The following is a 21,982-nucleotide window of genomic DNA, read 5'->3' on the forward strand; positions in this document are numbered from 1 at the left end:
GGCGACCTCACCAGCTGCTTCGACTTCACCGCACCCGACTACTCCATCCCCCAACTACCCGACACCACGGCCCTGATGGCCCGGGCCGACGCGGGCAGCAAACTCCCGGGCGTCCAACTCCCCGCCACCGGGACCCAGTCCATGCCCGTCCAGGAGCCGGGGCCGAGGCCGCACCGGCGGCTGCCGTACCGGCCGTGGGCGGAGGCCTCCGTCGACCGCGCCACCGGTCTGATCACCTGCACGCTGCGCAACGACGGCACCGTCGCTTTCCCGTTCACCGTCTACCCCAACATCGCGTACGCCTTCGCCGGCACCCCGTTCACCGTCGCCCCGGGCGCCACCCGGACGTACACCTGGGACGCCGCCGCGACGGACGGCCGCTACGACTTCACCGTCCACGGCCCCGACGGCTTCGTCCGCCGCTACGCCGGCACGGTCGTCCGCGCCGAGCAGGACGACGTCGCCGTTCCGGTGGTGACCGCGACGCCCGGGGCCTCGGCGCTCACCGTCGACCTGGTCAACGCCGGGCGGACGGCCGTCACCTTCACCCTCACCCCGAACGACTACGCGGGTGCGCCGCAGACCCTCAAGGTCGCGGCGAACTCCCGTGCGACGGCGTCCTACCCGCTCGACCAGGGCCGCTACGACGTCACCGTCACGGCGACGACCGGCACCCGCTTCACCCAGCGCTACGCGGGCACCCTGCACTGAGCCCGACCGCCGGCCGGCAGCGGGCCGCCGCGCGGCGAGCCGTCACGCAGCGGCCCAACGCTCAGCGGGCCACTGCTCAGCGGCCCACCGCTCAGCGAGCCGCCGCGTCGGCCCGCACCGCGTCGGCCGCCACCCGGAAGCCGATGTTGCCGGCCGAGCTGTCGGGCGTGTTCGAGCTGCGGGCCGCCACCCGGTAGCGGTTGCAGTACGACTCGTGGCACATGTGGGAGCCGCCGCGCATGACCCGCGCCGGGCCGTCCGGCGGCCCGGCCGGGTCGTCGCCCCGAGCGGTCCGGTGGAAGTCGGGGCTGAACCGGTCCGCGCACCACTCCCATACGTTGCCGACGGTGTTGTACAGACCGAAGCCGTTCGGCCGGAACGCGGTCACCGGGGCGGTGCCCCGGTGACCGTCGGCCGCCGTGTTCAGGGTCGGGAAGACGCCCTGCCAGATGTTGCACATGTGCCGGCCGCCCGGGGTGAGCTCGTCGCCCCACGGGTAGCGCCGCTGCTCCAGGCCGCCCCGGGCCGCGTACTCCCACTCGGCCTCGGTCGGCAGCCGGGTGCCGGACCAGGCGCAGTACGCCTGCGCGTCGTTCCAGGACACGTGGACGACGGGGTGGTTCTGGCGGGCCGTGACGGAGGAGCCCGGCCCCTCCGGCGCCCGCCAGCTCGCCCCGGAGACGGCCCGCCACCACGGCACCGCCGCCACCGCGGGCGAGGCGGCGGCGAGCTCCCCGGGCAGGAAGCCCTCGAAGACGAAGGAGAACCCGAACTCCTCGGCCTCGGTCCGGTGCCCGGTGGCCTTCACGAAGGTCGCGAACGCGGCGTTGGTCACCGTGGTCGGCGCGATCCGGAACGGGCTCAGCCCGACCTCGCGCACGGGGCCCTCGCCGTCGGCGGGGTAGCCCGTCCGGTCGTCCGTCCCCATCAGGAACCGCCCGCCCGGCAGGTCGGTCAGCTGCCGCGCGACCCGCAGCGCCCGGGGATCGGCGAGCGGCAGCACGGTCACGGCGGCGGGCTCGCCGGCGTCCGCGGCGCGTCCGGGGGTGCAGCAGGGCTTGGTGGTCGGCACGGTGTTCCTCGCTCCGGGTCGGTCGGTTCGGTGGTCGGCGCCCCGCACCGGGCGGGCCGGGTGCGGGGCGCCGGCCACGGCTGGTCGGACGGTCAGGCGACCCGGTCCGCGGCCAGCCGCGCCGCCAGCGCCGGGACGCCGAGCGCCTGCTCCTCCTGCGGTGTCGCCTGGTACAGCAGGTTGGTCAGCTGGTACGGGTCGGCCGCAAGATCGTAGTACTCACGGAACTTCACCTCCCCGGTGCCCGACACCGTGCCGTTCGCGTCGGTGTGCAGCGCGTAGTACTCGGTGTACTGGCGGTCCTTCGCGACGTACGAGGACCAGGTGGGCGGACCGCCCGCCGCCGTGCCCTGCTTCCACCACTCGACCAGCAGGTGGTCCCTGCTGTACGCGGTGAGCAACGAGCGGCCGTCCTGCGGGGTGTCGGGCGTGATGCCGGCGGCGTCGAGGATGGTCGGGGCGATGTCGATGTTGGCGACGATCCGGTTGTCGACGGTTCCCGCGCCGAGGCCGCCGGCCGGCCAGGAGAGGTAGAACGGCACCTCGTGGGCCGGGGAGTAGGGCACGGACTTCTTGAGCCATCCGTGGTCGGCCCAGGTGTACCCGTTGTCTCCGATGTAGACGACCAGGGTGTTGTCGAGCTGGCCGAGCGCCACCAGCTTGTCGTGGATCGCCTGGACGGCTTCGTCGACGGAGAGCAGGCTGCGCAGCTGCCGGGTCCGCAGGGCCTGGGCGTCGGCGAGCGTGGCGGTGGCGTTCTTGATGTAGCCGGGCTTGTCGCTGCGGTCGGCCTCGGGCACGGAGGGGCGCCCGTTCCACGGCGGGACCACCGTGTCGGCGTACTTCGCGGCCGGGACGTTGGGCTCGTGCGAGGCGTAGGGGGTGACGTAGGCGAACCAGGGGCGGCTGTCGGTGGCGGCCTTGTCCAGGAACGCCAGCGTGCGGTTCTTGATGATGTTGGTGGTGTAGCCGGTCAGCGTCTGGACGGTGCCGTCGATGTTCCAGTTCGCGTTGTTGAAGGCGGGCTGGAGCAGCGCCCACTCCTCGAAGTGCGGCGGGTTGTCCGCCAGCGTCCAGGAGTTGAGGTACTTGCCGAACAGGCCGGTGCGGTAACCGGCCTGCCGGAGGTAGCGCTGCACGGTGGTGTGCTGGTCCAGGCTGTGCGAGGCGCCGTTGTTGCGCACGCCGTGGTTGTGGGCGTGGCGGCCGGAGAACACCGACGACCGCGAGGGCGCGCAGAGCGGCGTGGTCACGTGCCCGTCGGTGAAACGCACGCCCTGGCCGGCGATCCAGTCGACGGTCTTCTGGATCGCCCACTCGGTGTGCTTGGGCTGGTCGTCGGTGACGATCAGCAGGATGTTGGGGCGGGTGGCGGCGGCCCCGGCGGCGGCTGCGGGCCTGGCGGACGCCAGCTGGAGCGCGGGGGCCGCGGCGGCGGCCGCCACGGCGGCGGCTCCGGCGAGGAACCCCCGCCGGCCGACCGTCCCGGCCGCGGCGGCCGTACCGGCCTCCGAATCGCCCGCCGAACCGCTCGTCGAATTGCCCGTGGAACTGCTCGCGGAACCTTCCGTGAAACTGCCCGTCGAATCGCTCATGGAATTCCCTCCGTGCTTTTCGGTGATCCCGTCCGACCGCCCCGGGGAATCCCGGCTCGGCATCTCGGAATCGGTGCCGGAAAGCGGAAATCCGCCCGCAATTCACCCGTACCCGTGTCCCGGACAGCACTCACGGGCACGGCGAGTCGCCGGCAGTCCGCCTGAGAGGAACCGGAGCACCCCGCCTACCTGCACGAACGGTGCGAGTGCGAGCCACTCCGGGGAGTTCCGACGCGGGCCGGCCGGTCCCCGTCCATCCCGCCGGGAACCGCCGCCCGACTCACGCCGGGTCGGGCGTACAGAGGGCGCTCGCCAGCCGTCCGAAATCGACATGCCGGCGAGCAGCCAGGAACTCTCCAGCTGCCATGCGAGCGACTGTAGGAGTTCCCGGGAAGTACTGGCAATACCCCCGGCCCATTGTTTCGGCACTGTGGCGGAATTCGGGACGCATGTTTCCCCCGGCCGCTCCCGACCACTCCCGGCCGCTCCCGGCCGCTCCCCGTCGACGACCGGCCCCGGCAACCGGGGCGTGCCGCCGCCGTCCGGGCACCCCCGGCCTCCCTCCGCCCGCACCCGCCGCCACGGCGCGCTCTAGGCTGCACTCATGATCATCCCCATGGAGGAACCGATACGGCTCGTCGTCTTCGACTGCGACGGCGTCCTCGTGGACAGCGAGCGGATCGCCGCCCGCGTCCAGGTCACCCTCGGCGCCGAACTCGGCTGGCCCCTCACCGAGGCCGACGTCGTCGAGCGCTTCGTCGGCCGCTCCCAGGCCTCGATCCACGAGCAGGTCGCGGCCCGGCTCGGCGAGGAGACGGCAGCGCACTGGTGGGAGGAGTTCGTGCGGCGGCACGCGGAGGAGGTGGACGCCGGCCTGACCCCCGTGGACGGCCTGCCCGAGGCACTGGACGCGATCGCCCTGCCGACCTGCGTCGCGTCCAGCGGCTCGCACGAGAAGATGGCGCACACACTGGGCCGCACCGGCCTCCACCACCGTTTCGCCGGACGGATCTTCAGCGCCACCGAGGTCGACCGCGGCAAGCCCGCCCCCGACCTCTTCCTGCACGCGGCGGAGCGGATGGGCGTCCCGCCGGCCGCGTGCGCCGTCGTCGAGGACAGCGCGCCCGGCGTCCAGGCCGCCCGGGCCGCCGGCATGCGCGCCTTCGGCTACGCCGGCGGCCTCACCTCCGCCGACCGCCTGGCAGGCCCCGGCACCGTCGTCTTCCACGACATGCGCGAACTCCCCGCCCTGCTCGCCGCCGGGTAGCACCCGGCCCGGTCCGCCCCTCGCGCCCCTCGCGCCCCTCGCTTCCGGCCGCGAGGGGGCGGGACGGTCCCAGTCCTCCTCAGACGGTCAGCGAGTGCTTCGGGCCGAGGACGCAGAATTCGTTGCCCTCCGGGTCGGCGAGCACGGTCCACGGAGCGTCCGCCGGCTGACCGACGTCCACGAGCACCGCCCCCAGCGCCAACAGCCGTGCCACCTCGGCCGGACGGTCGTCCGGGGCGAGGTCCAGATGGAGGCGGTTCTTGCCCGCCTTCTCCTCTGGGACGGGCAGGAACACCATCCCCGGCCAGGCCGTTTCGTCCGCCCCGACCACCACCTCGTCCGGGTCTTCCAGCAGGATGCGCCAGTCGAGCGCCTCGGCCCAGAACCGGGCCAGGGTTGCGGGATCCCGTGCGTCGACGGCGATCTGGTAGAGACGAAGGCTCATGCCACGGATCCTACGAGCCGTGCCGCACCGGGCGCCCCGCGCAACGCCGGTCTCCCGGCCTCGACTCCGGGTCGCCTCCGGTCTCCCCGCCACCGCTTCGATCCGGCCGCCCGACCGTCCGTCCGATTTCCCCCAACCTCGTGTTCTCCTCGGCGAGTTGCCCCCCGGCCAACCGGGCGGGCAGCCCATCAAGCGCGCAGCCCACCGAGCGGGCGGGCGCGCCATCCGCCGCGCCCGCCCGGCTCCGGCTCAGCCCACCGGCCCCAGCAGCGCGGGCAGTTCGGCGATCGACGCCAGCACGTGGGTGGCCCCGTCCGCCCGCAGGCGCTCCTCGCCGTGGGCGCCGGTGAGCACCCCGGCGACGACCGGGGCTCCGGCGCGCGTGCCGGTCAGCATGTCGTAGCCGGTGTCGCCGGCCACCGCGATCTGCCGGACCGACTCGGTCCCGGTGCGCAGCAGCGCGGTGAGGGCGAGGTCGGGGTACGGGCGGCCGCGGCCCGCGTCGGCGGGGCAGAGCGTGAGGTCGGCGACCGACTGCCAGCCGAGCGCGTCGAGGATGCGGTCCTGGGTGGGCCGGGAGAACCCGGTGGTGAGGACCACCGTCCGGCCCTGGCCGCGGAGTTCGGCGATGGCCTCGGCCGCGCCGGGCAGCGCCGCGCAGTGGCCGGCGTCGACCAGGTCGTGGTAGGCCGCCTCGAAGGCGGTGTTGGCCCGCTGGGCCTTCTCCTCCTCGCCGAACAGATGGCGGAAGACGGAGATCTTGGACTCGCCCATGGTGGCGCGGACGTGCTCCAGCATGCGGGCGTGCTCGGGGCTGCCGGCCTCGACGCCGAGCGTGCCGGCGGCGGCCTGGAAGGCCTGCTCGACCAGGCCGTCGTCGGCCACGGTGGTGCCGGCCATGTCCAGGACGACCAGGCGGATGTCGTACGACATTGTGAGTTCCTCTTACAGGTTGGCGAGTTCGGCGGTGGTCTCGGCGATGGCGGGCGAGCAGGTCATGCCCCGGCCGCCCGGGCCGGTGACCAGCCAGACGCCGTCACGGACGCGCTCGCGGTGGACGACCCGGGTGGTGTCGACGCACTGCGCGTACACCCCGGCCCAGCGGCGGCGGACCCGGGGCAGCGGACGGCCGAGCAACTCCTCGGCCACGCCCACCAGGTGGTCGTACGGGTCCTCGACGACGTCGAAGCCGAACGGCTGGTCGTACTCGTGGGTGTCGCCGATGGTGAGGCCGCCGTCCCGGCGCTGGACCATCAGCAGCTGCATCTTGTGCTCGGCGGCGACCGGCGGCTGCGGCTGGGCGGCCTTGAGCTGCTCCAGCGCACCGCCGGCGAAGGCGGGGTAGTAGCGGAAGGAGTCGCCGTCGGCGACCGAGGTGGTGAGCGTCTCGCCCAGCGGGTCGGTCTGCATCATCTGCAACCGCACCTTGCGGACGGGCAGTTCGGGGGCGAGCTCGCGGACCAGGCCGCCCAGCCAGGCGCCGGTGCAGAGCACGACGAGGTCGCCGGTGTGGACGTCGCCGTGGTCGTCGCGGACGGCGTTCTCGCCGATGACGTCGCGGACCTCGCGCCCGGGCAGGAAGGTGTACCGGCCGGTGGCCAGCAGGGCGGCGCGCAGGGCGGGCTGGGCGGTGCGCGGCTCGACGGCGGCGTCCCGCTCGCACCACAGGGCGCCGAGCAGCTTGCCGCGCAGCGCCGGGTTGGCGGCCCGGGCCTGCTCCGGGTCGAGCAGCCGGTAGCCGCGCGCCGCCGCGTCCGGCAGGGTCAACGCCTCTTCGGCGACGGCCAGTTCGGCCTCGGTGCGGATCGCGGTGAGCGAGCCGTTGGCCCGGAAGCCGAGATCGGGCACCTGGCCGCCGATCCGCTCCCAGAGCTCGCGGGCACGCAGTGCGGTGTCCAGCTCCTCCCCCTGCGCCCGGCCGCTGACCCAGACCAGGCCGAAGTTGCGCACCGAGGCGCCGCGCGCCTCGGCCTCGCGCTCCAGGTGGACGACCTCGTGGCCGCGTTCCACGGCGTGCCAGGCGTGCATGGTGCCGAGCACGCCTGCTCCTACGACGATGACTCTCATGCGGCCAGGGTGGTGCCGCCAGGTGACCGAGGGGCGTCCGAGTGGCGGCCCACAGATGAACCGACCGAAAAGTTGTACAGCCAACCTGGGGCGGGGTGCGGGGCTCGCGACAGCGGGCACCCCGCCCCGGGCACCTCAACACCCCGACGCCCCGACACCCCAAAGCCCCAGGAGAGCCCCAGGGGAGCCCCGGGGCAGCCCGCTACCGCCGCACCGTCGCCCGCAGGTAGTGCCGCCGGCCGAACTTCGGCTCGTCCACCGCCGTCAGCTCCTCCACCTGGAACCGGTACAGCGCCGCCGCCCCACCCCCGGTCAGGAACTGCCGCCGGATCTCCGCGTCCTGCGCGAAGGACGGATACCGCCCCTGGTAGGCGGCCAGCGCCGCCTCCGCCTGCCGCCCCCACGCCTCGCCCGCACTGCCCGTCAACTGGAGGCCGCGCAGCTGCTCGCCGAAGACCGGCGGCGGCAGGAAGACGGTCGCCGCCGCCCGGGCCTCCTCCGCGAGGTGGTGGCTGTGCCGGGTGGCGCGCTCGCTGACGAAGTAGAGGACGAGGTCGTCGTCGTAGGCGAAGAAGGCGAGGTTGGCGTGCGGGCCGTGCTCGTGGCCGGCGGTCGCGAGCGTGAGCACCATCGCCTCGGCCAGCAGCCCTTCGACCCCCTTGCCGAGCTCCTCGGCCGGCCAGTCCCCCTGGGTGATGTCGAGTCGGTACGGCATGGGCAGCACTTCCCTCCGTGGCACGCCCGGCGCCCGCGGCGCCCTGGCACGACTGAGCCGGGCGGGTGCCCCGTCCACAGGGGCCCCACGCCCGGCTCACATGCTCTCCCCGCCACCCCGGCCACACAAGGGTCGGGCGGCACCCGGACCGCTCAGCCCCGCCGCACCGCCGTCGGCGGGCGGCCGCCGGCCGCCACCGCGAGCCCGGCGCCCAGGAACGGGCGCAGTGGACCGCTGCGTGCGCGGTCCACCAGCGGCCCCGCCCGCCCGGCCGCCAGCGCGAGCGGAACCGCGACCAGCACGCCGACCACCGCGCCGGCCAGCACGTCGTGCGGGTAGTGCACGCCCACCCACACCCGGGAGGCGCCCATCAGCACGGCGGCGATCCCGGCGACCGCCCCGATCCGCCGGTCGGCGAACCAGAGCGCGGCGGCGGCCGCGAACGCGGCCACCGTGTGGTTGCTCGGGAACGACCAGTCCCCGGGGCCGGGGCAGGCCTCCAGGGTGTCGCGCACCCCGAGCTGGGCGCACGGCCGGACCTCCTCCACCACCCCCTTGAGAGCCGAGTTCACGACGTACGCGACGACCACGATCAGCGGCGAGGCGAGCACCCGCGCTATCACCGCCGAACCCGCGCCCCGCGCGCGCCACCAGGCGGCGAGCATGAGCAGCGCGAAGAGTGCCAGGCCGAGCGCGGACCAGAGCGCGACCAGCCGGTCCAGCCAGTGCGGCGCGGCGTCGGCCCAGCCGACCACCCGACTGTAGAGGCCACCGTCGATGCCGCTGCCGTCGTAGGCGGCCAGCGCGCCGCCCGGGGACGCCTGCGCGGCGGTGGTGGCGGCGGTGGCGGTGGCAGTGGTGGCCGTAGCGGCAGCCGCCGGGGCGACCGCCATCGGTACGAGGAGGGTCACCGGCGGTCACCCCGGCGACGGCGGGCTCTCCTGGAGCGGAACACTTCGAGAACAAACGGGAGCATGGAGACAACTACTACCAGACCGGCGATCAGCAGCAGATTCCGCTTGATATCAGGCACAGTCGACCGAGCGCCCGCGCGGCCGGGACCACCCCGACGGTCGAGGGCACCCGACCCGCCGCCCGCCGCCCACCGGACGGCGAACGGGCGGGCGAACGGGCGATCCGCTCGACAGCGGGAGCACCACCCGGACGCCCCTGGACACCCGATGACCAGCATGCGGACACGCGCCCCCGACACGCCCCCATGCGCCTGACGCGCACCTCTCACGACCGCCCCCACGGGACGTCGCGCCGCCACCCCTCCCGCTCCCTCGCACCTCCCCGCCCGACGACGCTCCCCCGCCCCACCACCACTCTCGCCCAACAAAATATGTAGACCGGTCCACTTACTAAAAATCCACCGACCGGTCTACATAAAAAGCCCGCCACTCATCTCCAAACGGGCAGAATATGCCGACCGGTCTACAGAGAAATGCCGTCGAAAGCCCGCTCAGCCCCCCACTCCACGCCGACCCGCCGCCCCTTCGCATCAGTCGCCGACCCTGCACTCCGGAGCAGGAAGTCGGCCCGTCCGACTTCCTGCTCCGATCACCCACCGCACACCACCCACCCCTGCAACCACACGGGACCCGGCGCCGGACCGCCATAACTCATTGGCATGTCCACTCTCATACCCTGTGGTATTCCGACTTGGCAGACCCCATCCCCAGGAACCGGTAGCGCCCGTACTCTTTCGTCAGCGCGTCGACCCCGGCGCGCCCTCGAACGGCGGCGAGGAGCAAACCGAGTGCGGCAGACCGGACGGCAGACCCGACGACCCGAACGTCGAACTCCGCAGACCGCGGCGGAGCTGGCCAAGGTCCACGAGCGCGCCCTCGCCGAGGCCGCCGCCCGCAGCGCCGCCCGGGACGCCACCGCCCCCGACGACGAACAGGCGCTCCTCCAGCCCCGCCCCGAGATCGGCGACTCCTGGGCCCGCCTGCGCCGCCTCGGCCTCGACCCGGACGCCGGCGCCGCCGCCGTCCACCTCGGCCCCGCCGAAATCGAACACCGCCGCCGCACCTCCGGCCTCGACCCGGTGCTCCCGGTCCTGCGCGACACCCTGCTCGAACCGGTCGGCCAGGCCCCGCTGATCCTGGCCATCGCCGACGCCGACGGCCACATCCTCTGGCAGGAGGGCGAACGCGGCCTCCGCCGCAGCGCCGACCGGATCGGCTTCCTCACCGGCGCCCGCTGGGTCGAGGAGAGCGTCGGCACCAACGGCATCGCCGCCGCGCTGCGTGCGCAGCGCCCGATGCACGTCCACTCCGCCGAGCACTACCTGCGCAGCCACCACTCCTGGACGTGCGTCGCCGCGCCCGTCCACGACCCGGGCACCGGGCGGCTGATCGGCGCGATCAACCTCAGCGGCCCGGCCCACACCGTCCGCCCGTACCTGCTGCAACTGACCGCCACCGCCGCCAAGCTCGCCGAGACCGAGCTGCGGGCCCGCCGCCTGGAGTCGCTGCACCACCTCCGCACCCTGGCCGCACCGCTGCTGGCCCGGGTGAACGGTCCGGCACTGGTCGTGGACGCCGCCGGCTGGACCGCCGCCGCGGCGGGCTTCCCCCCGCCGCCCCGGCTGCGCCTGCCCGCAGGCGGCTGGGGCTCGGCGGCCGTGCACTGGCTGCCGAGCCTCGGCGAGTGCGTGATCGAGCCGCTGGCCGACGGCTGGCTGGTCCGCCCGGTCCGGCCCCAGGACGACGACCCGACGACGGCCGCCGACCCGTACGGGGACGGTCCGGACGGCGGTCCGGACCGGGGCCTGCTCGCCGAGCAGGCCGAGGGCGCCCGGCTCCGGCTCGACCTGCGCCGGCCGGACCGTGCCGAGCTCTCGGTGCACGGTGCCGCCGGCAGCTGGTCCCACACCCTCAGTCCGCGCCACGCCGAACTGCTGCTCCTGCTCGCCACCGAGCGGAACGGCCACAGCGCGGCACAGCTGGCCGACGCGCTGTTCGGCGACCCGGCCCGAACCGTGACGGTCCGGGCCGAACTGTCCCGGCTCCGCCGCTACCTTGGCGGCCTGCTGGCCCACCGGCCGTACCGGTTCGCCGAGTCGGTGCTGGTCAGCGTGGCCGGCCCGGAGGACCCGTACGACCTGCTGCCGACCTCCTCGGCACCGGCCGTGCGCCGGCTCCGCGCGGGGCTGGCCGGCGGCAGCGTCCGGCTCCCCGGCACCCCGTCGTTACCGGACCCGCGCGCCCCCGGCGACTCGGCCGCGCCCCGCGCCCGGCCGTCCCGTTCGCCGGCCCTGCAGCAGCCGCCCCTGCAGCAACCGGCCCTGCAGCAACCGGCCCTGCAGCAACCGGCGCCGCAACAACTCACCCCGCAGCAAGTGGCACAAATGGCACCGCAATCGCGGGCGTCGCAGACCCAGCCGACCGGCACACCACAGCCGGGCACCCGGCCCGTCCCCCCGCAGTTCCCGAACCCACGGTCCCCGACCGCACCACCCGCGGAAACCCCGCCGACCGACACCCGGCCCGTCGACACACAGAACACGAACACACAGCCCACGAACCCACGGTCCACGAACGCGCGGTCCACGAACGCACGATCCACGAACACGCAGCCCATCGGCGCACAGCCGGCTGCCGCACAACCCCCGGGCCGACGGCCCGCGCGGCCTCAGCCGCCCGTCAGCAGCTCGGACAGCTGGGCGTCGGTCGGCCCGTAGGCGCGCTCCGCCTCCTCCGACACGAGCGCGTAGGTCCGGTCCAACCAGTCCCGGACCTTGGGCTTCGACACTTCCAGCAGGGCGCTGCCGTGCGGCGATTCCAGCGCCAGGTGCAACGTCGAGCCGTGGCACGGACAGTACGCCGGCCACAGCTTGACGTCGCCCTGACCGCTCAACGAGCGCAGGCCGTCGCGCAGCAGTTCACGCGAGAACACCCAATCGGCCTCGTCCGGCCGGCCCAGGTGGAACGTCAGCAGCACCTCGTACGGGCGCTCGGCGTCGAACCGGAACCGCGTGCGGACCTCCCCGACCACCTCCTCGCCCAACGAGATCCGCAGGATCAGCACCTCCTCCACCGCCGCCGGAGCGGCGGTGGAGCCTGCCTCATCGCCGCCCGTGGGGGTAGCGGCGAGAGGGGCACTGGAGGGTGCTGACAGCGGGTCGGGCGGCATGACGATCTCTCCGGGACGGCGTGGGATGCCCTCAGCCTGCGCCACTGGTCACCGGGCGGCAAGGGTTGCAAGGAGGTTGCAATAATCCCTGCCCGACCGGGCAGATCCTTACCGATACTGTCAGACGGACCGTCAACTTCCACTAAGGAATGGGTTGTCCACGGATCGGATCGATTCGGTCCGAGGGCTGGCCACCCCCGGGGCGGCCGCTGGTACGCTCGTCCCCCTGTCGGCGCGCGCCCGCGCGCGAGTCCCGGCGGACCCCGCACGCGCAGCCCCGGACGAGACCAGGCCGGATCCGGCCGGCCCTGCGGCCGTCCACCGGGTCCGGCAGCACCGGCTGCGCCGTCGGTACGTGGGAGAATGCGACGACCGCAACGGCGACTTCAGGGGAGGGAGGGGGTCCGGTGGCTCTGTCCGAGGACGCCGGGCAGGACGCGGCGTACCCGCACGAGCGGCGCCGCGAGCGCCGTGGCCGGCACGGTCGGCCGAAACCGTTCGGCGGCCGCCTCCGCCTGCCCACGCTGCGGTTCTCCGGTGCCGCGATGGCGATGTCCACCGTGGTGGGCATCAGCATCGCCACCACCTTCCTGCTCAACGAGCAGCAGGGCGTGGGCCGGCGTGCCGGGGTCGCCCGGGTCGGGTCCAGCGGACCGCCCAGTCCGGCCGCGCCCGACGCCTCGTCCGACACCGCCGACACGTCGTCCGGCCTGGCGTCCGCCGATGCTTCCGCTCCCACGGGCCACGCCCCGGCCGCCCTGCCGCAGTCCGGTCCGTCCGGCCCGTCGGGTCCGACCCGCGCGGCGGGACCGTCCGCGGGCGCGCACTCCCCCGGTCCGTCCGCGTCCGCTCCGGCTGCGCCGCACTCCGGTGACGCCGGGTCGGGTCGTCCGCTCGCCGAGGGCCCGGCCGACTCGCACCCGCACGGCACGACCGGCGAACCCTCCGCCCAGGAGCTCGGCACGGGCGGAGGCACCGAGGCCCCGGCCGCGACCCCGAGGCCCGGCCCGAGACCCGCCGACGGACAGCAGGCCGGCGCCGACCGGCCGACCGCCGGGCAGCTCGCGGGGGAGCAACCCGACGGACGTCAGTCCGACGGGCAGCCCCTCGCCGGGCAGCCCACCGACGGCCCGGCACCGTCCGAGCCGTCACCGTCCGCCCCCTCCCCCTCCGTTCCCCGGCCGATGGTCCCGTCGCCGGGCGGCTCCACGCCCCGGCCGCCCATCGCGCCGCCCGGTCCGGGAGGCTGGACCGGGGGCACCCTCGGCTCCGCCAAGGACACCGGCACCGAGGGCGCGGGAGGCCGGCCGACCACCGGCGGTCCCGCCGGCAGCGAGGACGGGGCCGTCGGCACCGGCAGCACCGGCACCGACAGCACGGGCGCCGCCTCCGACACGGACCGGACGCTCACCGGCGCCGCCCTGATCCAGCCCCTCGGCCGTGACGGCACCCGGCACCTGCTCGCCCTGACCGTCACCGAGCCGCTCACCGCGCTGCAGACCGAGTTCAGGCTCGCCCCCGGCTCGCTGGCGCCCGGCTCCGGCACCGCCTGGACCGACCTGACGGGCGCCGTGGCCTCCACCCACCAGGAGCGCGGCGCGCTCGTCTACCGCTTCACCACGCCGCCCGGCACCGACGTCCGCCCCGGCCGGTACGTGTTCGGCGTCCTCGGCAGCCGCCCCGCCACCCCCGCCCCGGCCAACACGACGGGCGTCCCCGCCGCGCCGGCCGCCACGTCCTCGCCGACGACCCCGTACCCCGGGCCCGCACCGACCGCCGCCCCGCGGCCGGCCACCGCGCCGGAGACCTGGAGCGCCGCCGCCTTCGGGATCGACCGCCCCCGCGCGGTCGCCGCCCTCGGCACCTTCGCATCCCCGGCGGACGCCCCCGGCGCAGCCGCCGCCCCCTCCGCCGCACCGCGCACCGGGGCCCACGCCACCGCCCCGGCCCGCTGACCCGGGAGGACGGCCGTCCCCTCACCGGCCCGCCGGCCCAGAGGCCCGAGCCCACCGGCCCAAGCCCCGACCGCTCACAGCCCACCGGCCCACCGGCCCGCCGGCCCGCCGGCCCACCGACCGACCGGCTCGCCGCCCCGCCGAGGGTCCACCGGCCCGACCGCGAAGCACCCGGCAACCCGACAGGTCAGCGCCCGTTCGGGCTCTTCTCGGCCGCCTCGTTCGTTACTGTGGTCGCCAGTCGGCACAGCCGCCCCGCGCAGGGGCCGGCCCCGCACCACCGCATCCCAGGAGGAGTTCGTGTCCACGGTCCTGACCCAAGGCGGCAACGCCCCGCTGACCGCCGCGCGGGTGACCGTCGAGGTCACCGCACCCAAGGCGCTGGACGTCTCGGGCCTGCTGCTGACCGATGCCGGAAAGGTCCGCTCGGACGCCGACTTCGTCTTCTACAACGCCCCGAACGGGCCCGGCGTGACCCACCGCCCGGCCTCCGCCGGCACTCCGGACGCCATCACCATCGACACCGCTGCCGTCCCGGCGGGCATCACCAAGATCGTGGTGACCGCCAGCCCCGACGAGGCCGGCGCCACCTTCGCGGGCATCGAGCCGACCGCGACCGTCCGGGACAGCGCCAGCGGCGAGGTGCTGGTCACCTTCACCCCGCCGCCGCTCAGCCGGGAGACCGCGCTGGTCGTGGTCGAGGTCTACCAGCGCAACGGCGCCTGGAAGGTCCGCGCGGTCGGCCAGGGGTACGCCGACGGCCTGGCCGGCATCGCCACCGACTTCGGTGTGAGCGTCGACGACCAGCCCGCCCCCGCGGCGGCAGCCGCGACTCCGGCCCCGGCCCCGGTCGCACCGCCCGTCGCAGCGCCGCCGGCGCCGCCCGCGGCGCCCGTCGACCCCCGGGTCGCGATGGCCTCCGCCCCGCCGATGCCGCAGGCCGCCCCGCCCGCTCCCCCGGCGCCTCCCGCCGCGCCGTCCTTCACCAAGGTCACCCTGGACAAGGGCCGGGTCAGCCTCACCAAGGGCGGTTCGGTCTCGCTGGAGAAGAACGGCAAGCCCTTCCTCTCCTCGGTCCGGATGGGCCTCGGCTGGGAGCCCGCCGGGCGTGGCCGCAACATCGACCTCGACGCCTCCTGCATCGCCTTCGACGCGAAGCGCGAGAAGCTGGACACCGCCTGGTTCATGAAGCTGGGCATCTTCAACGGCTCCATCACCCACTCCGGCGACAACCTGACCGGCGAGGGCGGCGGCGACGACGAGTCGATCACCGTCCACCTCAACGGCCTGCCGCCGGAGGTCTGCGGCCTGGTGTTCGTCGTGAACTCCTTCTCCGGCCAGAAGTTCACCGACGTCAAGAACGCCTACTGCCGCCTGGTCGACGCGTCGTCCAACCAGGAACTGGTCCGCTTCGACCTCACCCAGTCCGAGGCTCGCACCGGCGTGGTGATGTGCAAGCTGGTCCGCCAGTACTCGGGCGAGTGGGTGATGACCGCGATCAGCGAGTACGTCGACGCCAAGACCGCCCGCGCGATGGTCAAGCCCGCCGCCTCGATGCTCTGACCGCACTGGCACCGACACCGGAACGGACCCGGAACGGACACCGGTCGAGGGCCCGGCCGCTCCCCCGCACAGGGGAACGGCCGGGCCCTCCGAACTCCCGTGCGCCTCAGGCCTCTTGCCCCCGCGCGCGCCGACCTCTCGACCGCGCCGACCCCTCGCTCGCGCCCACTCCTCGACCGCGCCCACTCCTCGCTCGCGCCTACTCCTCGATCGCCCCGCCGACCCGCCGCAGGTGCTGCCGGAAGCTGTACGCCGGGTCCACGGCCCGGCGCTCCAGGTACTCGGCGAACGAGGTCTGCCGGCGCAGCGTGTCGCCGGTGCGGATCCGCTCCGCCTGGGCGCGCTCGGTGCGGGCGATCCCGGCGGCGGTCTCCAGCACCTCGTCCAGCCGCTCGGCCGGGACGAACAGCACGCCGTCCGCGTCCGCGAACACCACGTCCCCGGCGCTCACCAGGTGCGGGCCGAACCGGGCCGTGACCAGGGCCTCCGGCTCGCGCTCGTCCAGCCGCAGCGGGCCCAGCGGCAGGCTGCCGTAGCTGAACACCGGCAGCCCGATCTCCACCAGCTCCGGGGTGTCCCGGTGCAGCCCCCACACCACCAGTCCGGCCACCCCGGCGGCCTGCGCCTCCAGCACGGCGAGGTCGCCGACGCACGCCTCGTCGACCCGGCCGCCGTTGTCGATCACCAGCACGTCCCCGGGCTGTGCCGAGCCGTACGCCTCCAGGAACACGTCCACGCTCCCGTAGTGCCGCACCGGCAGCACCCGTCCGGCGACCCGGCTCCCCGCGACCACCGCGCCCACCCCGGCAGGAGCCGCCCGCAGCTCCACCCCGAGCCGCACGCACGCGTCCGCCACCAACGGCGTCGACAGCTCCGCGAACCGCTTCACCACCATGCCAACTCCTCCCACCAGCAGCCCAGTTCACCAGCAGAGAGATCCTACGCGCAGCCCCCTCACACCATCGGGTGAAAAACCATCGCGTACGGCATAGCCTCCCCGAACCCGCCACTAGCGTGACTCACATCTGAAGGAGGGGCATCATGAGTGCTGTGGCGCATGAGCAACCGATCACGGGTTCCCTGTCGCAGGAGGACATCCTGCTGGAGGGCTTCCTGAGCCTGCACTCCCCCGAAGGCTTCCGGGCCGAGCTCATCGAGGGAGAGATCATCGTGGCACCACCCCCGGACGGCGATCACGAGGACCACATCGGGCTCTTGATCGACCAGGTCGCGCGGCTGTCCAAGCTGCGCATGCAGGTGGCCGGCACCAAGGGCCTCCGCTTGGTGAGCGGCGGTCTCTGCCCGAAGAACCACGTCATCCCCGACGCGACCTTCGCCCCGATGGAGCTCCGCCTCTTCCGCGGCGCCCCGTCCTGGATGGAGCCCGACGGCGTGGCCATGGTCGCCGAGGTGACGTCCACCAAGCCGAATCAGGACCGGATCGCCAAGCGCCACTGCTACGCCCGCGCCGGGATCCCGCTCTACCTCCTGATCGACCGCGAGCGGTCGCAGGTCAGCCTCTTCGGCGCCCCCCGTCGCGACGAGTACACCGAGGTCCACCTGGCCGCCTTCGGCGAGCCGCTCGCGCTCCCCGAGCCCTTCGGCTTCGAGCTGGACACCAAGCCCTTCCTCTGAGCCCGCCCTCCTCCGGCCCCCTCCCATCCCGGAGGACCCCAGGCCGCCCCGGAGGACCGGCGCACGAGAACGGCCCGCACCCCTCCGCGCATCGGGGGTGCGGGCCGTGTCCTCGGTGGCGGACGGCGGCGGACGTCAGCCGCGGGTCGCCATGGCGCGCAGGAAGAACGTCAGGTTGGCCGGGCGCTCCGCGAGACGGCGCATGAAGTAGCCGTACCACTCCTGGCCGTACGGGAGGTACACGCGCATGGTGTTGCCCTCGCCGGCGAGGCGCAGCTGCTCCTCGGGGCGGATGCCGAACAGCATCTGGTACTCGAAGGAGTCCCGCTTGCGGCCGTTCCACTGGGCCAGCTGGCCGGCGATCTTGATCATGTTGGGGTCGTGCGAGGCGATCATCGGGTAGCCCTCGCCGGCCATCAGGACCTTGAGCGCGCGGACGTACGCGAGGTCGACCTCGTGCTTGCCCTGGAAGGCGACCGACTCGGGCTCCTTGTAGGCGCCCTTGCAGAGGCGCACCCGGGAACCGGCGCCGGCGAACTCGCGGCAGTCGGCCTCGGTGCGGCGCAGGTAGGCCTGGAGGACGACGCCCAGCCACGGGTAGTCGGCCCGCAGCTCGCGCGCGATGGAGAGGGTGGAGTCGGTGGTGGTGTGGTCCTCCATGTCGAGGGTCACCGTGGTGCCGGCGTCGGCGGCGGCCTCGCAGATGCGGCGGGCGTTCTCCAGGGCGATCTTCTCGCCGTCCACCGGGAGGAACTGGCCGACGGCCGAGAGCTTGACCGAGACCTCGGCGCCGGCGGCCAGGCCGGTCTCCTTGAGCGCCGCGAGCAGGTGCTCGTAGGCCTCGGCGGTGCCGGCGGCCTGGGCCGCGTCCTGGGTGTCCTCGCCGAGGTGGTCCAGGGTGACCTTGCGGCCGGTGGCGACCAGGTCGTCGCAGGCGGTGACGGCGTCGTCGAGGGCCTCGCCGGCGACGAAGCGCTCGACTATCGCGTGGGTCGGCGGGAACTTCTCGACGACGGTGCGGACCTGGGGGGAGCGGGAGGCCGCGAGGAGGGCGGAACGGAGCATCGTGACTCCTGGAACTGGTGCTTCTAAGGGTGGCAGAAAAGCGGGCGGCGGACGAAGAGGGGTGCCGCGCGCAGCGCGACCCGAGAAGGGTGGCGGCGGGCGACGGGTGGGCGGGGTCCGCCGCCCGAGGGACGCCCGGTTGCGGGACCGGGCGTCACGGGACCGAAGGGTCCGGGGGGGTACTCAGCCCATGTGCGGGTAGCGGTAGTCCGTCGGCGGGACGAACGTCTCCTTGACCGAGCGGGTCGAGGTCCAGCGGGTCAGGTTCTGCTTGGCGCCGGCCTTGTCGTTGGTGCCCGAGGCACGGGCGCCGCCGAACGGCTGCTGGCCGACGACCGCGCCGGTCGGCTTGTCGTTGATGTAGAAGTTGCCGGCCGCGTTGCGCAGCTTGAGCATCGCGTGCTGGACGGCCTCGCGGTCCTGGGCGATGATCGCGCCGGTCAGGCCGTAGGCCGACACCGACTCCATCTGGGTCAGCATCGCGTCGTACTCGTCGTCCTCGTAGACGTGCACGGCGAGGATCGGGCCGAAGTACTCGTCGCGGAAGTACTCCGAGGCCGGGTCCTGGCAGACCAGCACGGTCGGCCGGACGAAGTAGCCCACGCTGTCGTCGTACGTGCCGCCGGCCAGGACCTCGACCTGCGGGTCGGCCTGGGCGCGGTCGATCGCGGCCTTGTTCTTGGCGAAGGCGCGGTCGTCGATGACGGCGGACATGAAGTTCGACAGGTCGTTGACGTCACCCATGGTGAGGCCGTCGACCTCGTCGCGGAACTCGTCCTTCAGCTCGGCCCAGATGGACGCGGGGACGTAGGCGCGCGAGAGCGCCGAACACTTCTGGCCCTGGAACTCGAAGGCGCCGCGGGTCATCGCGGTCTTCAGGACGGCCTTGTCGGCGGACGGGTGGGCGACCAGGAAGTCCTTGCCGCCGGTCTCGCCGACGATCCGCGGGTAGGTGCGGTAGCCGGAGATGTTGTTGCCGACCTCGCGCCACAGGTGCTGGAAGGTGGCGGTGGAGCCGGTGAAGTGGATGCCGGCCAGCGCCGGGTGCTTCAGCGCGACCTCGGAGACGGCCAGACCGTCGCCGGTGACCATGTTGATGACGCCCTTGGGCAGGCCGGCCGCCTCCAGCAGCTGCATCAGCAGGTGCGCGGAGAACTGCTGGGTCGGCGACGGCTTCCAGAGCACCACGTTGCCCATCAGCGCCGGCGCGGTCGGCAGGTTGCCGGCGATGGCGGTGAAGTTGAACGGGGTGATCGCGTAGACGAAGCCCTCCAGCGCGCGGTGGTCGCTGCGGTTCCACACGCCGTCCGAGGAGATCGGCTGCTCGGCCAGGATCTGGCGGGCGAAGTGCACGTTGAAGCGCAGGAAGTCGACCAGCTCGCAGGGGGTGTCGATCTCGGCCTGCTGCGCGGTCTTGGACTGGCCGAGCATGGTGGCGGCGGCCAGGGTCTCGCGCCAGGGGCCGGCCAGCAGGTCGGCGGCGCGCAGGAAGATCGCGGCGCGGGAGTCGAAGGAGAGCGCCTGCCAGGCCGGGGCAGCGGCCAGGGCAGCATCGATGGCGTCCTGCGCGTCCGCCTGGGTGGCGTTGCGCAGGGTGCCGAGCCTCGCCGCGTGGTTGTGCGGCTGGACGACGTGGATCTCGGCGCCGGCGCCCATGCGGCGCTCACCGTTGATCGTCATGGTCAGCTGGACCGGCTCCTGGCCGCCCAGCTCCTTCAGCTTGGCCTCCAGACGGGCCCGTTCCGGGCTGCCCGGGGCGTAGCTGTGGACCGGCTCGTTCACCGGCGCGGGGACCTGGGTCACAGCGTCCATGAGCGCACGCTCTCCTTCATGTCATGCAGGGGGATGCCGGCGCGGATCGCACGACGGCCACAGGACGAACGCTATTCCCGCACCGGGGCCCGCTTGATTGGCCTGGCGGCTAAAATCATTCGCACGGCGTTGTCCGACCGGATGAACAGTCGGCCGATCGCACCCCTCTGCGGCACGGCGCACCCGGGACCGCAACCCGCACCGCACTACACCGCCGCACCACACCGCACCCGCACCGCACCGCCGAGGTGCCGCCGGCGCCCGAAGGAGGAGGACCGATGACCACCCCGGGCCTCCCGCTCCGCCAGCTGCTGATGTCGCTCGGCGAGCCGCTGGTCGAGCTCCAGGCCGCCCCGCACGGGCTGGACGTCGCGGTCCGCGACGTGGCGATCCTCGACCCGGAGGACCCTCCCACCGCCGCCGCCGGCGAACTGGTGCTCGCCATCGGCGCCCGGGGCCGGGCCGCCCTCCCGGCGCTGCGCGCGGCCGGCCGGTCGGGCGCCGCCGCCGTGGCCGTCAAGCTGGACGCCCCCGGGCAGGCCGACGCCCTGCGCGAGGCGGCCACCGAGGCGGGCGTGGCCCTGCTCTCGGTCCGCCGGGAGACCCGCTGGGAGCACCTCGACTCGCTCGCCCGCGCGATCATCGCCGGACCGGACACCCCGGACTCGCCGGGCACCGCCGAGCACAACGCCGGCGACCTCTTCTCGCTGGCCCAGACGGTCGCCGTGCTCACCAACGGCATCGTCTCGATCGAGGACACCTCCAGCCGGGTGCTCGCCTACTCGCGCTCCTCCGACTCGGACGAGGTGGACGACCTGCGCCGGCTCTCCATCCTCGGCTGGCAGGGCCCCGAGCCGTACCTGTCCAAGCTCCGCGAGTGGGGCGTCTTCCAGCACCTGCGCACCTCGGACACGGCGATCGCGGTCGACCCGCACCCGGAGCTGGGCCTGCGCCGCCGGCTGGCGATCGGCATCCGGGCCGGTGCGCAGCCGCTCGGCACCATCTGGGTGCAGGAGGGCTCCCAGGCGCTCGCGCCGCTGGCCGAGCAGGCGCTGGTCGGCGCGGCCCGGGTGGCGGCGGCGCAGCTGGTGCGTCGGCGGCGGGAGCTGTCGGCGGACGTCCGGCTGACCAGGACGCTGCTCACCGGCCTGCTGGAGGGCTCCACCGGTGCGCAGTCGCTCGCCACCCATCTGGGGCTGGACCTGCGCCGCCCGGCCACCGTGCTGGCGTACAGCGCGGGCTCCACCGAGGAGCTGACCCGGGCGGAGGTGACCGGCCTGATCTCGGTGCACACGGCGGCCCGGCACCGGACCGCGCTGCTCGCACCGATCGAGTCCCGGGTGTACGTGCTGCTGCCCGAGCTTCCGGCCAACCTGCCGATGGCGACGGTGCGCGGCTGGGCGCAGGAGGTGGTCGAGGCGGCCCGGGACCACCTGGGCGTGCCGCTGCGGGCGGCGATCGGGTCGACCGTGGACGGCCTCCCCCAGGTGCCCGACTCGCGGGCGCAGGCGGACCGGATCCTGGACGCGATGGGCCGCGGCGGGGTGGACCTGGAGGTCGCGGCGCTGATCGACGTGCAGGCGGAGGTGCTGGTCAGCGAGGTGCTGGCGCTGCTCCAGGAGCGGGGCGGGCTGCGCGACCCGCGGCTGACCGCGCTCGCCGCGTACGACCGCCGGCACGGCACCCGGCTCGCCGAGTCGGTGCTGGCCTGGCTGGACGCGCTGGGCGAGGTCAGGGTCGCGGCGGACGCCCTGCACATCCACCCCAACACGCTGCGGTACCGGGTCCGCCGGGCCGAGCAGCTGACCGGCATCGACCTGTCCCAGCCGCAGCAGCGGCTGCTGGCCATGCTCCAGCTGCGGCTCCCCGCCGAGCCGTAGGCCCGGCAGACCCCTCCCAGCGGGCGCTGCCGCCCGGCGGCCCCGGCGGCCCCGACG

18 protein-coding genes are annotated in these 21,982 nt (G+C 74.2%); 7 read left to right on the forward strand and 11 right to left on the reverse strand.

Features of this window, described 5'->3' with window-relative positions:
* On the forward strand, positions 1 to 711 hold a 711-nt coding region (locus AC067J_RS31200; RefSeq protein ID WP_478304875.1), incomplete at its 5' end, for a phospholipase domain-containing protein.
* A 91-nt stretch (positions 712 to 802) separates the two neighbouring features.
* On the opposite strand, the gene AC067J_RS31205 is transcribed toward AC067J_RS31200, so the two are convergent.
* Positions 803 to 1,720, reverse strand: coding sequence for a formylglycine-generating enzyme family protein (locus AC067J_RS31205; protein WP_478305091.1), 918 nt, complete (start codon positions 1,718 to 1,720; stop codon positions 803 to 805).
* Between the two features lie 155 nt (positions 1,721 to 1,875).
* Positions 1,876 to 3,378, reverse strand: coding sequence for a sulfatase family protein (locus AC067J_RS31210; RefSeq protein ID WP_478304877.1), 1,503 nt, complete (start codon positions 3,376 to 3,378; stop codon positions 1,876 to 1,878).
* A gap of 616 nt (positions 3,379 to 3,994) precedes the next feature.
* Here AC067J_RS31210 and AC067J_RS31215 point away from each other — a divergent pair.
* Positions 3,995 to 4,645: an HAD family hydrolase gene (locus AC067J_RS31215; protein WP_478304879.1), complete on the forward strand. Its 651-nt coding sequence runs from the start codon at positions 3,995 to 3,997 to the stop codon at positions 4,643 to 4,645.
* A gap of 79 nt (positions 4,646 to 4,724) precedes the next feature.
* Here AC067J_RS31215 and AC067J_RS31220 read toward each other — a convergent pair whose 3' ends face one another.
* From AC067J_RS31220 to AC067J_RS31240, 5 genes are all read right to left on the reverse strand, one after another.
* Positions 4,725 to 5,090 carry a VOC family protein gene (locus AC067J_RS31220; RefSeq protein WP_478304881.1) on the reverse strand — a complete coding sequence of 122 codons (366 nt, stop codon included), beginning with the start codon at positions 5,088 to 5,090 and terminating at the stop codon, positions 4,725 to 4,727.
* A gap of 249 nt (positions 5,091 to 5,339) precedes the next feature.
* The gene (locus AC067J_RS31225) at positions 5,340 to 6,023 is read right to left on the reverse strand and encodes a phosphonatase-like hydrolase (protein ID WP_478304883.1); all 684 of its coding nucleotides are present in this window, start codon (positions 6,021 to 6,023) and stop codon (positions 5,340 to 5,342) included.
* Between the two features lie 12 nt (positions 6,024 to 6,035).
* Positions 6,036 to 7,157, reverse strand: coding sequence for a TIGR03364 family FAD-dependent oxidoreductase (locus AC067J_RS31230; RefSeq protein ID WP_478304885.1), 1,122 nt, complete (start codon positions 7,155 to 7,157; stop codon positions 6,036 to 6,038).
* Positions 7,158 to 7,359: 202 nt separating this feature from the next.
* Entirely contained in the window at positions 7,360 to 7,872 is a 513-nt protein-coding gene (locus AC067J_RS31235) for a pyridoxamine 5'-phosphate oxidase family protein (protein ID WP_478304887.1), read from the reverse strand.
* Positions 7,873 to 8,024: 152 nt separating this feature from the next.
* Positions 8,025 to 8,783, reverse strand: coding sequence for a phosphatase PAP2 family protein (locus AC067J_RS31240; RefSeq protein ID WP_478304889.1), 759 nt, complete (start codon positions 8,781 to 8,783; stop codon positions 8,025 to 8,027).
* Positions 8,784 to 9,634: 851 nt separating this feature from the next.
* Between AC067J_RS31240 and AC067J_RS31245 the strand changes: the two genes are divergently transcribed.
* The gene (locus AC067J_RS31245) at positions 9,635 to 11,563 is read left to right on the forward strand and encodes a GAF domain-containing protein (protein WP_478304891.1); all 1,929 of its coding nucleotides are present in this window, start codon (positions 9,635 to 9,637) and stop codon (positions 11,561 to 11,563) included.
* On the opposite strand, the gene AC067J_RS31250 is transcribed toward AC067J_RS31245, so the two are convergent.
* The gene (locus tag AC067J_RS31250) at positions 11,515 to 11,910 is read right to left on the reverse strand and encodes an SsgA family sporulation/cell division regulator (RefSeq protein WP_478304893.1); all 396 of its coding nucleotides are present in this window, start codon (positions 11,908 to 11,910) and stop codon (positions 11,515 to 11,517) included. The two genes, AC067J_RS31245 and AC067J_RS31250, sit on opposite strands and share 49 nt — an antisense overlap.
* A 512-nt stretch (positions 11,911 to 12,422) precedes the next feature.
* Here AC067J_RS31250 and AC067J_RS31255 point away from each other — a divergent pair.
* Positions 12,423 to 13,970, forward strand: coding sequence for a hypothetical protein (locus tag AC067J_RS31255; RefSeq protein WP_478304895.1), 1,548 nt, complete (start codon positions 12,423 to 12,425; stop codon positions 13,968 to 13,970).
* Positions 13,971 to 14,282: 312 nt separating this feature from the next.
* Positions 14,283 to 15,533, forward strand: coding sequence for a TerD family protein (locus tag AC067J_RS31260; RefSeq protein ID WP_478305092.1), 1,251 nt, complete (start codon positions 14,283 to 14,285; stop codon positions 15,531 to 15,533).
* A gap of 199 nt (positions 15,534 to 15,732) precedes the next feature.
* Here the strand turns inward: AC067J_RS31260 and AC067J_RS31265 are convergent, their stop codons facing one another.
* Complete coding sequence (locus tag AC067J_RS31265) at positions 15,733 to 16,428, reverse strand: RraA family protein (RefSeq protein ID WP_478304897.1); 696 nt, start codon at positions 16,426 to 16,428, stop codon at positions 15,733 to 15,735.
* Positions 16,429 to 16,574: 146 nt separating this feature from the next.
* Between AC067J_RS31265 and AC067J_RS31270 the strand changes: the two genes are divergently transcribed.
* The gene (locus AC067J_RS31270) at positions 16,575 to 17,168 is read left to right on the forward strand and encodes a Uma2 family endonuclease (RefSeq protein WP_478304899.1); all 594 of its coding nucleotides are present in this window, start codon (positions 16,575 to 16,577) and stop codon (positions 17,166 to 17,168) included.
* Between the two features lie 135 nt (positions 17,169 to 17,303).
* On the opposite strand, the gene AC067J_RS31275 is transcribed toward AC067J_RS31270, so the two are convergent.
* Both AC067J_RS31275 and pruA read right to left on the reverse strand, forming a co-directional pair.
* Positions 17,304 to 18,233 (reverse strand): proline dehydrogenase family protein, encoded by a 930-nt coding sequence (locus AC067J_RS31275; protein ID WP_478304901.1) that lies wholly within the window; start codon positions 18,231 to 18,233, stop codon positions 17,304 to 17,306.
* Between the two features lie 183 nt (positions 18,234 to 18,416).
* Complete coding sequence (gene pruA / locus AC067J_RS31280) at positions 18,417 to 20,045, reverse strand: L-glutamate gamma-semialdehyde dehydrogenase (RefSeq protein ID WP_478304903.1); 1,629 nt, start codon at positions 20,043 to 20,045, stop codon at positions 18,417 to 18,419.
* A 278-nt stretch (positions 20,046 to 20,323) separates the two neighbouring features.
* On the opposite strand from pruA, the gene AC067J_RS31285 reads away from it, so the two are divergent.
* Positions 20,324 to 21,925 carry a PucR family transcriptional regulator gene (locus AC067J_RS31285; RefSeq protein WP_478304905.1) on the forward strand — a complete coding sequence of 534 codons (1,602 nt, stop codon included), beginning with the start codon at positions 20,324 to 20,326 and terminating at the stop codon, positions 21,923 to 21,925.
* The last annotated feature ends 57 nt before the right edge of the window (positions 21,926 to 21,982 follow it).

The sequence above is a fragment of the Kitasatospora sp. NPDC042419 genome, from assembly GCF_056437345.1.

Coding starts and splice junctions, on each gene's coding strand:
- AC067J_RS31210 (WP_478304877.1), bottom strand. CDS start 3,378: ATGAGCGATTCGACGGGCAGTTTCACGGAAGGTTCCGCGAGCAGTTCC.
- AC067J_RS31215 (WP_478304879.1), top strand. CDS start 3,995: ATGGAGGAACCGATACGGCTCGTCGTCTTCGACTGCGACGGCGTCCTC.
- AC067J_RS31220 (WP_478304881.1), bottom strand. CDS start 5,090: ATGAGCCTTCGTCTCTACCAGATCGCCGTCGACGCACGGGATCCCGCA.
- AC067J_RS31225 (WP_478304883.1), bottom strand. CDS start 6,023: ATGTCGTACGACATCCGCCTGGTCGTCCTGGACATGGCCGGCACCACC.
- AC067J_RS31230 (WP_478304885.1), bottom strand. CDS start 7,157: ATGAGAGTCATCGTCGTAGGAGCAGGCGTGCTCGGCACCATGCACGCC.
- AC067J_RS31235 (WP_478304887.1), bottom strand. CDS start 7,872: ATGCCGTACCGACTCGACATCACCCAGGGGGACTGGCCGGCCGAGGAG.
- AC067J_RS31265 (WP_478304897.1), bottom strand. CDS start 16,428: ATGGTGGTGAAGCGGTTCGCGGAGCTGTCGACGCCGTTGGTGGCGGAC.
- AC067J_RS31270 (WP_478304899.1), top strand. CDS start 16,575: ATGAGTGCTGTGGCGCATGAGCAACCGATCACGGGTTCCCTGTCGCAG.
- AC067J_RS31275 (WP_478304901.1), bottom strand. CDS start 18,233: ATGCTCCGTTCCGCCCTCCTCGCGGCCTCCCGCTCCCCCCAGGTCCGC.
- pruA (WP_478304903.1), bottom strand. CDS start 20,045: ATGGACGCTGTGACCCAGGTCCCCGCGCCGGTGAACGAGCCGGTCCAC.
- AC067J_RS31285 (WP_478304905.1), top strand. CDS start 20,324: ATGACCACCCCGGGCCTCCCGCTCCGCCAGCTGCTGATGTCGCTCGGC.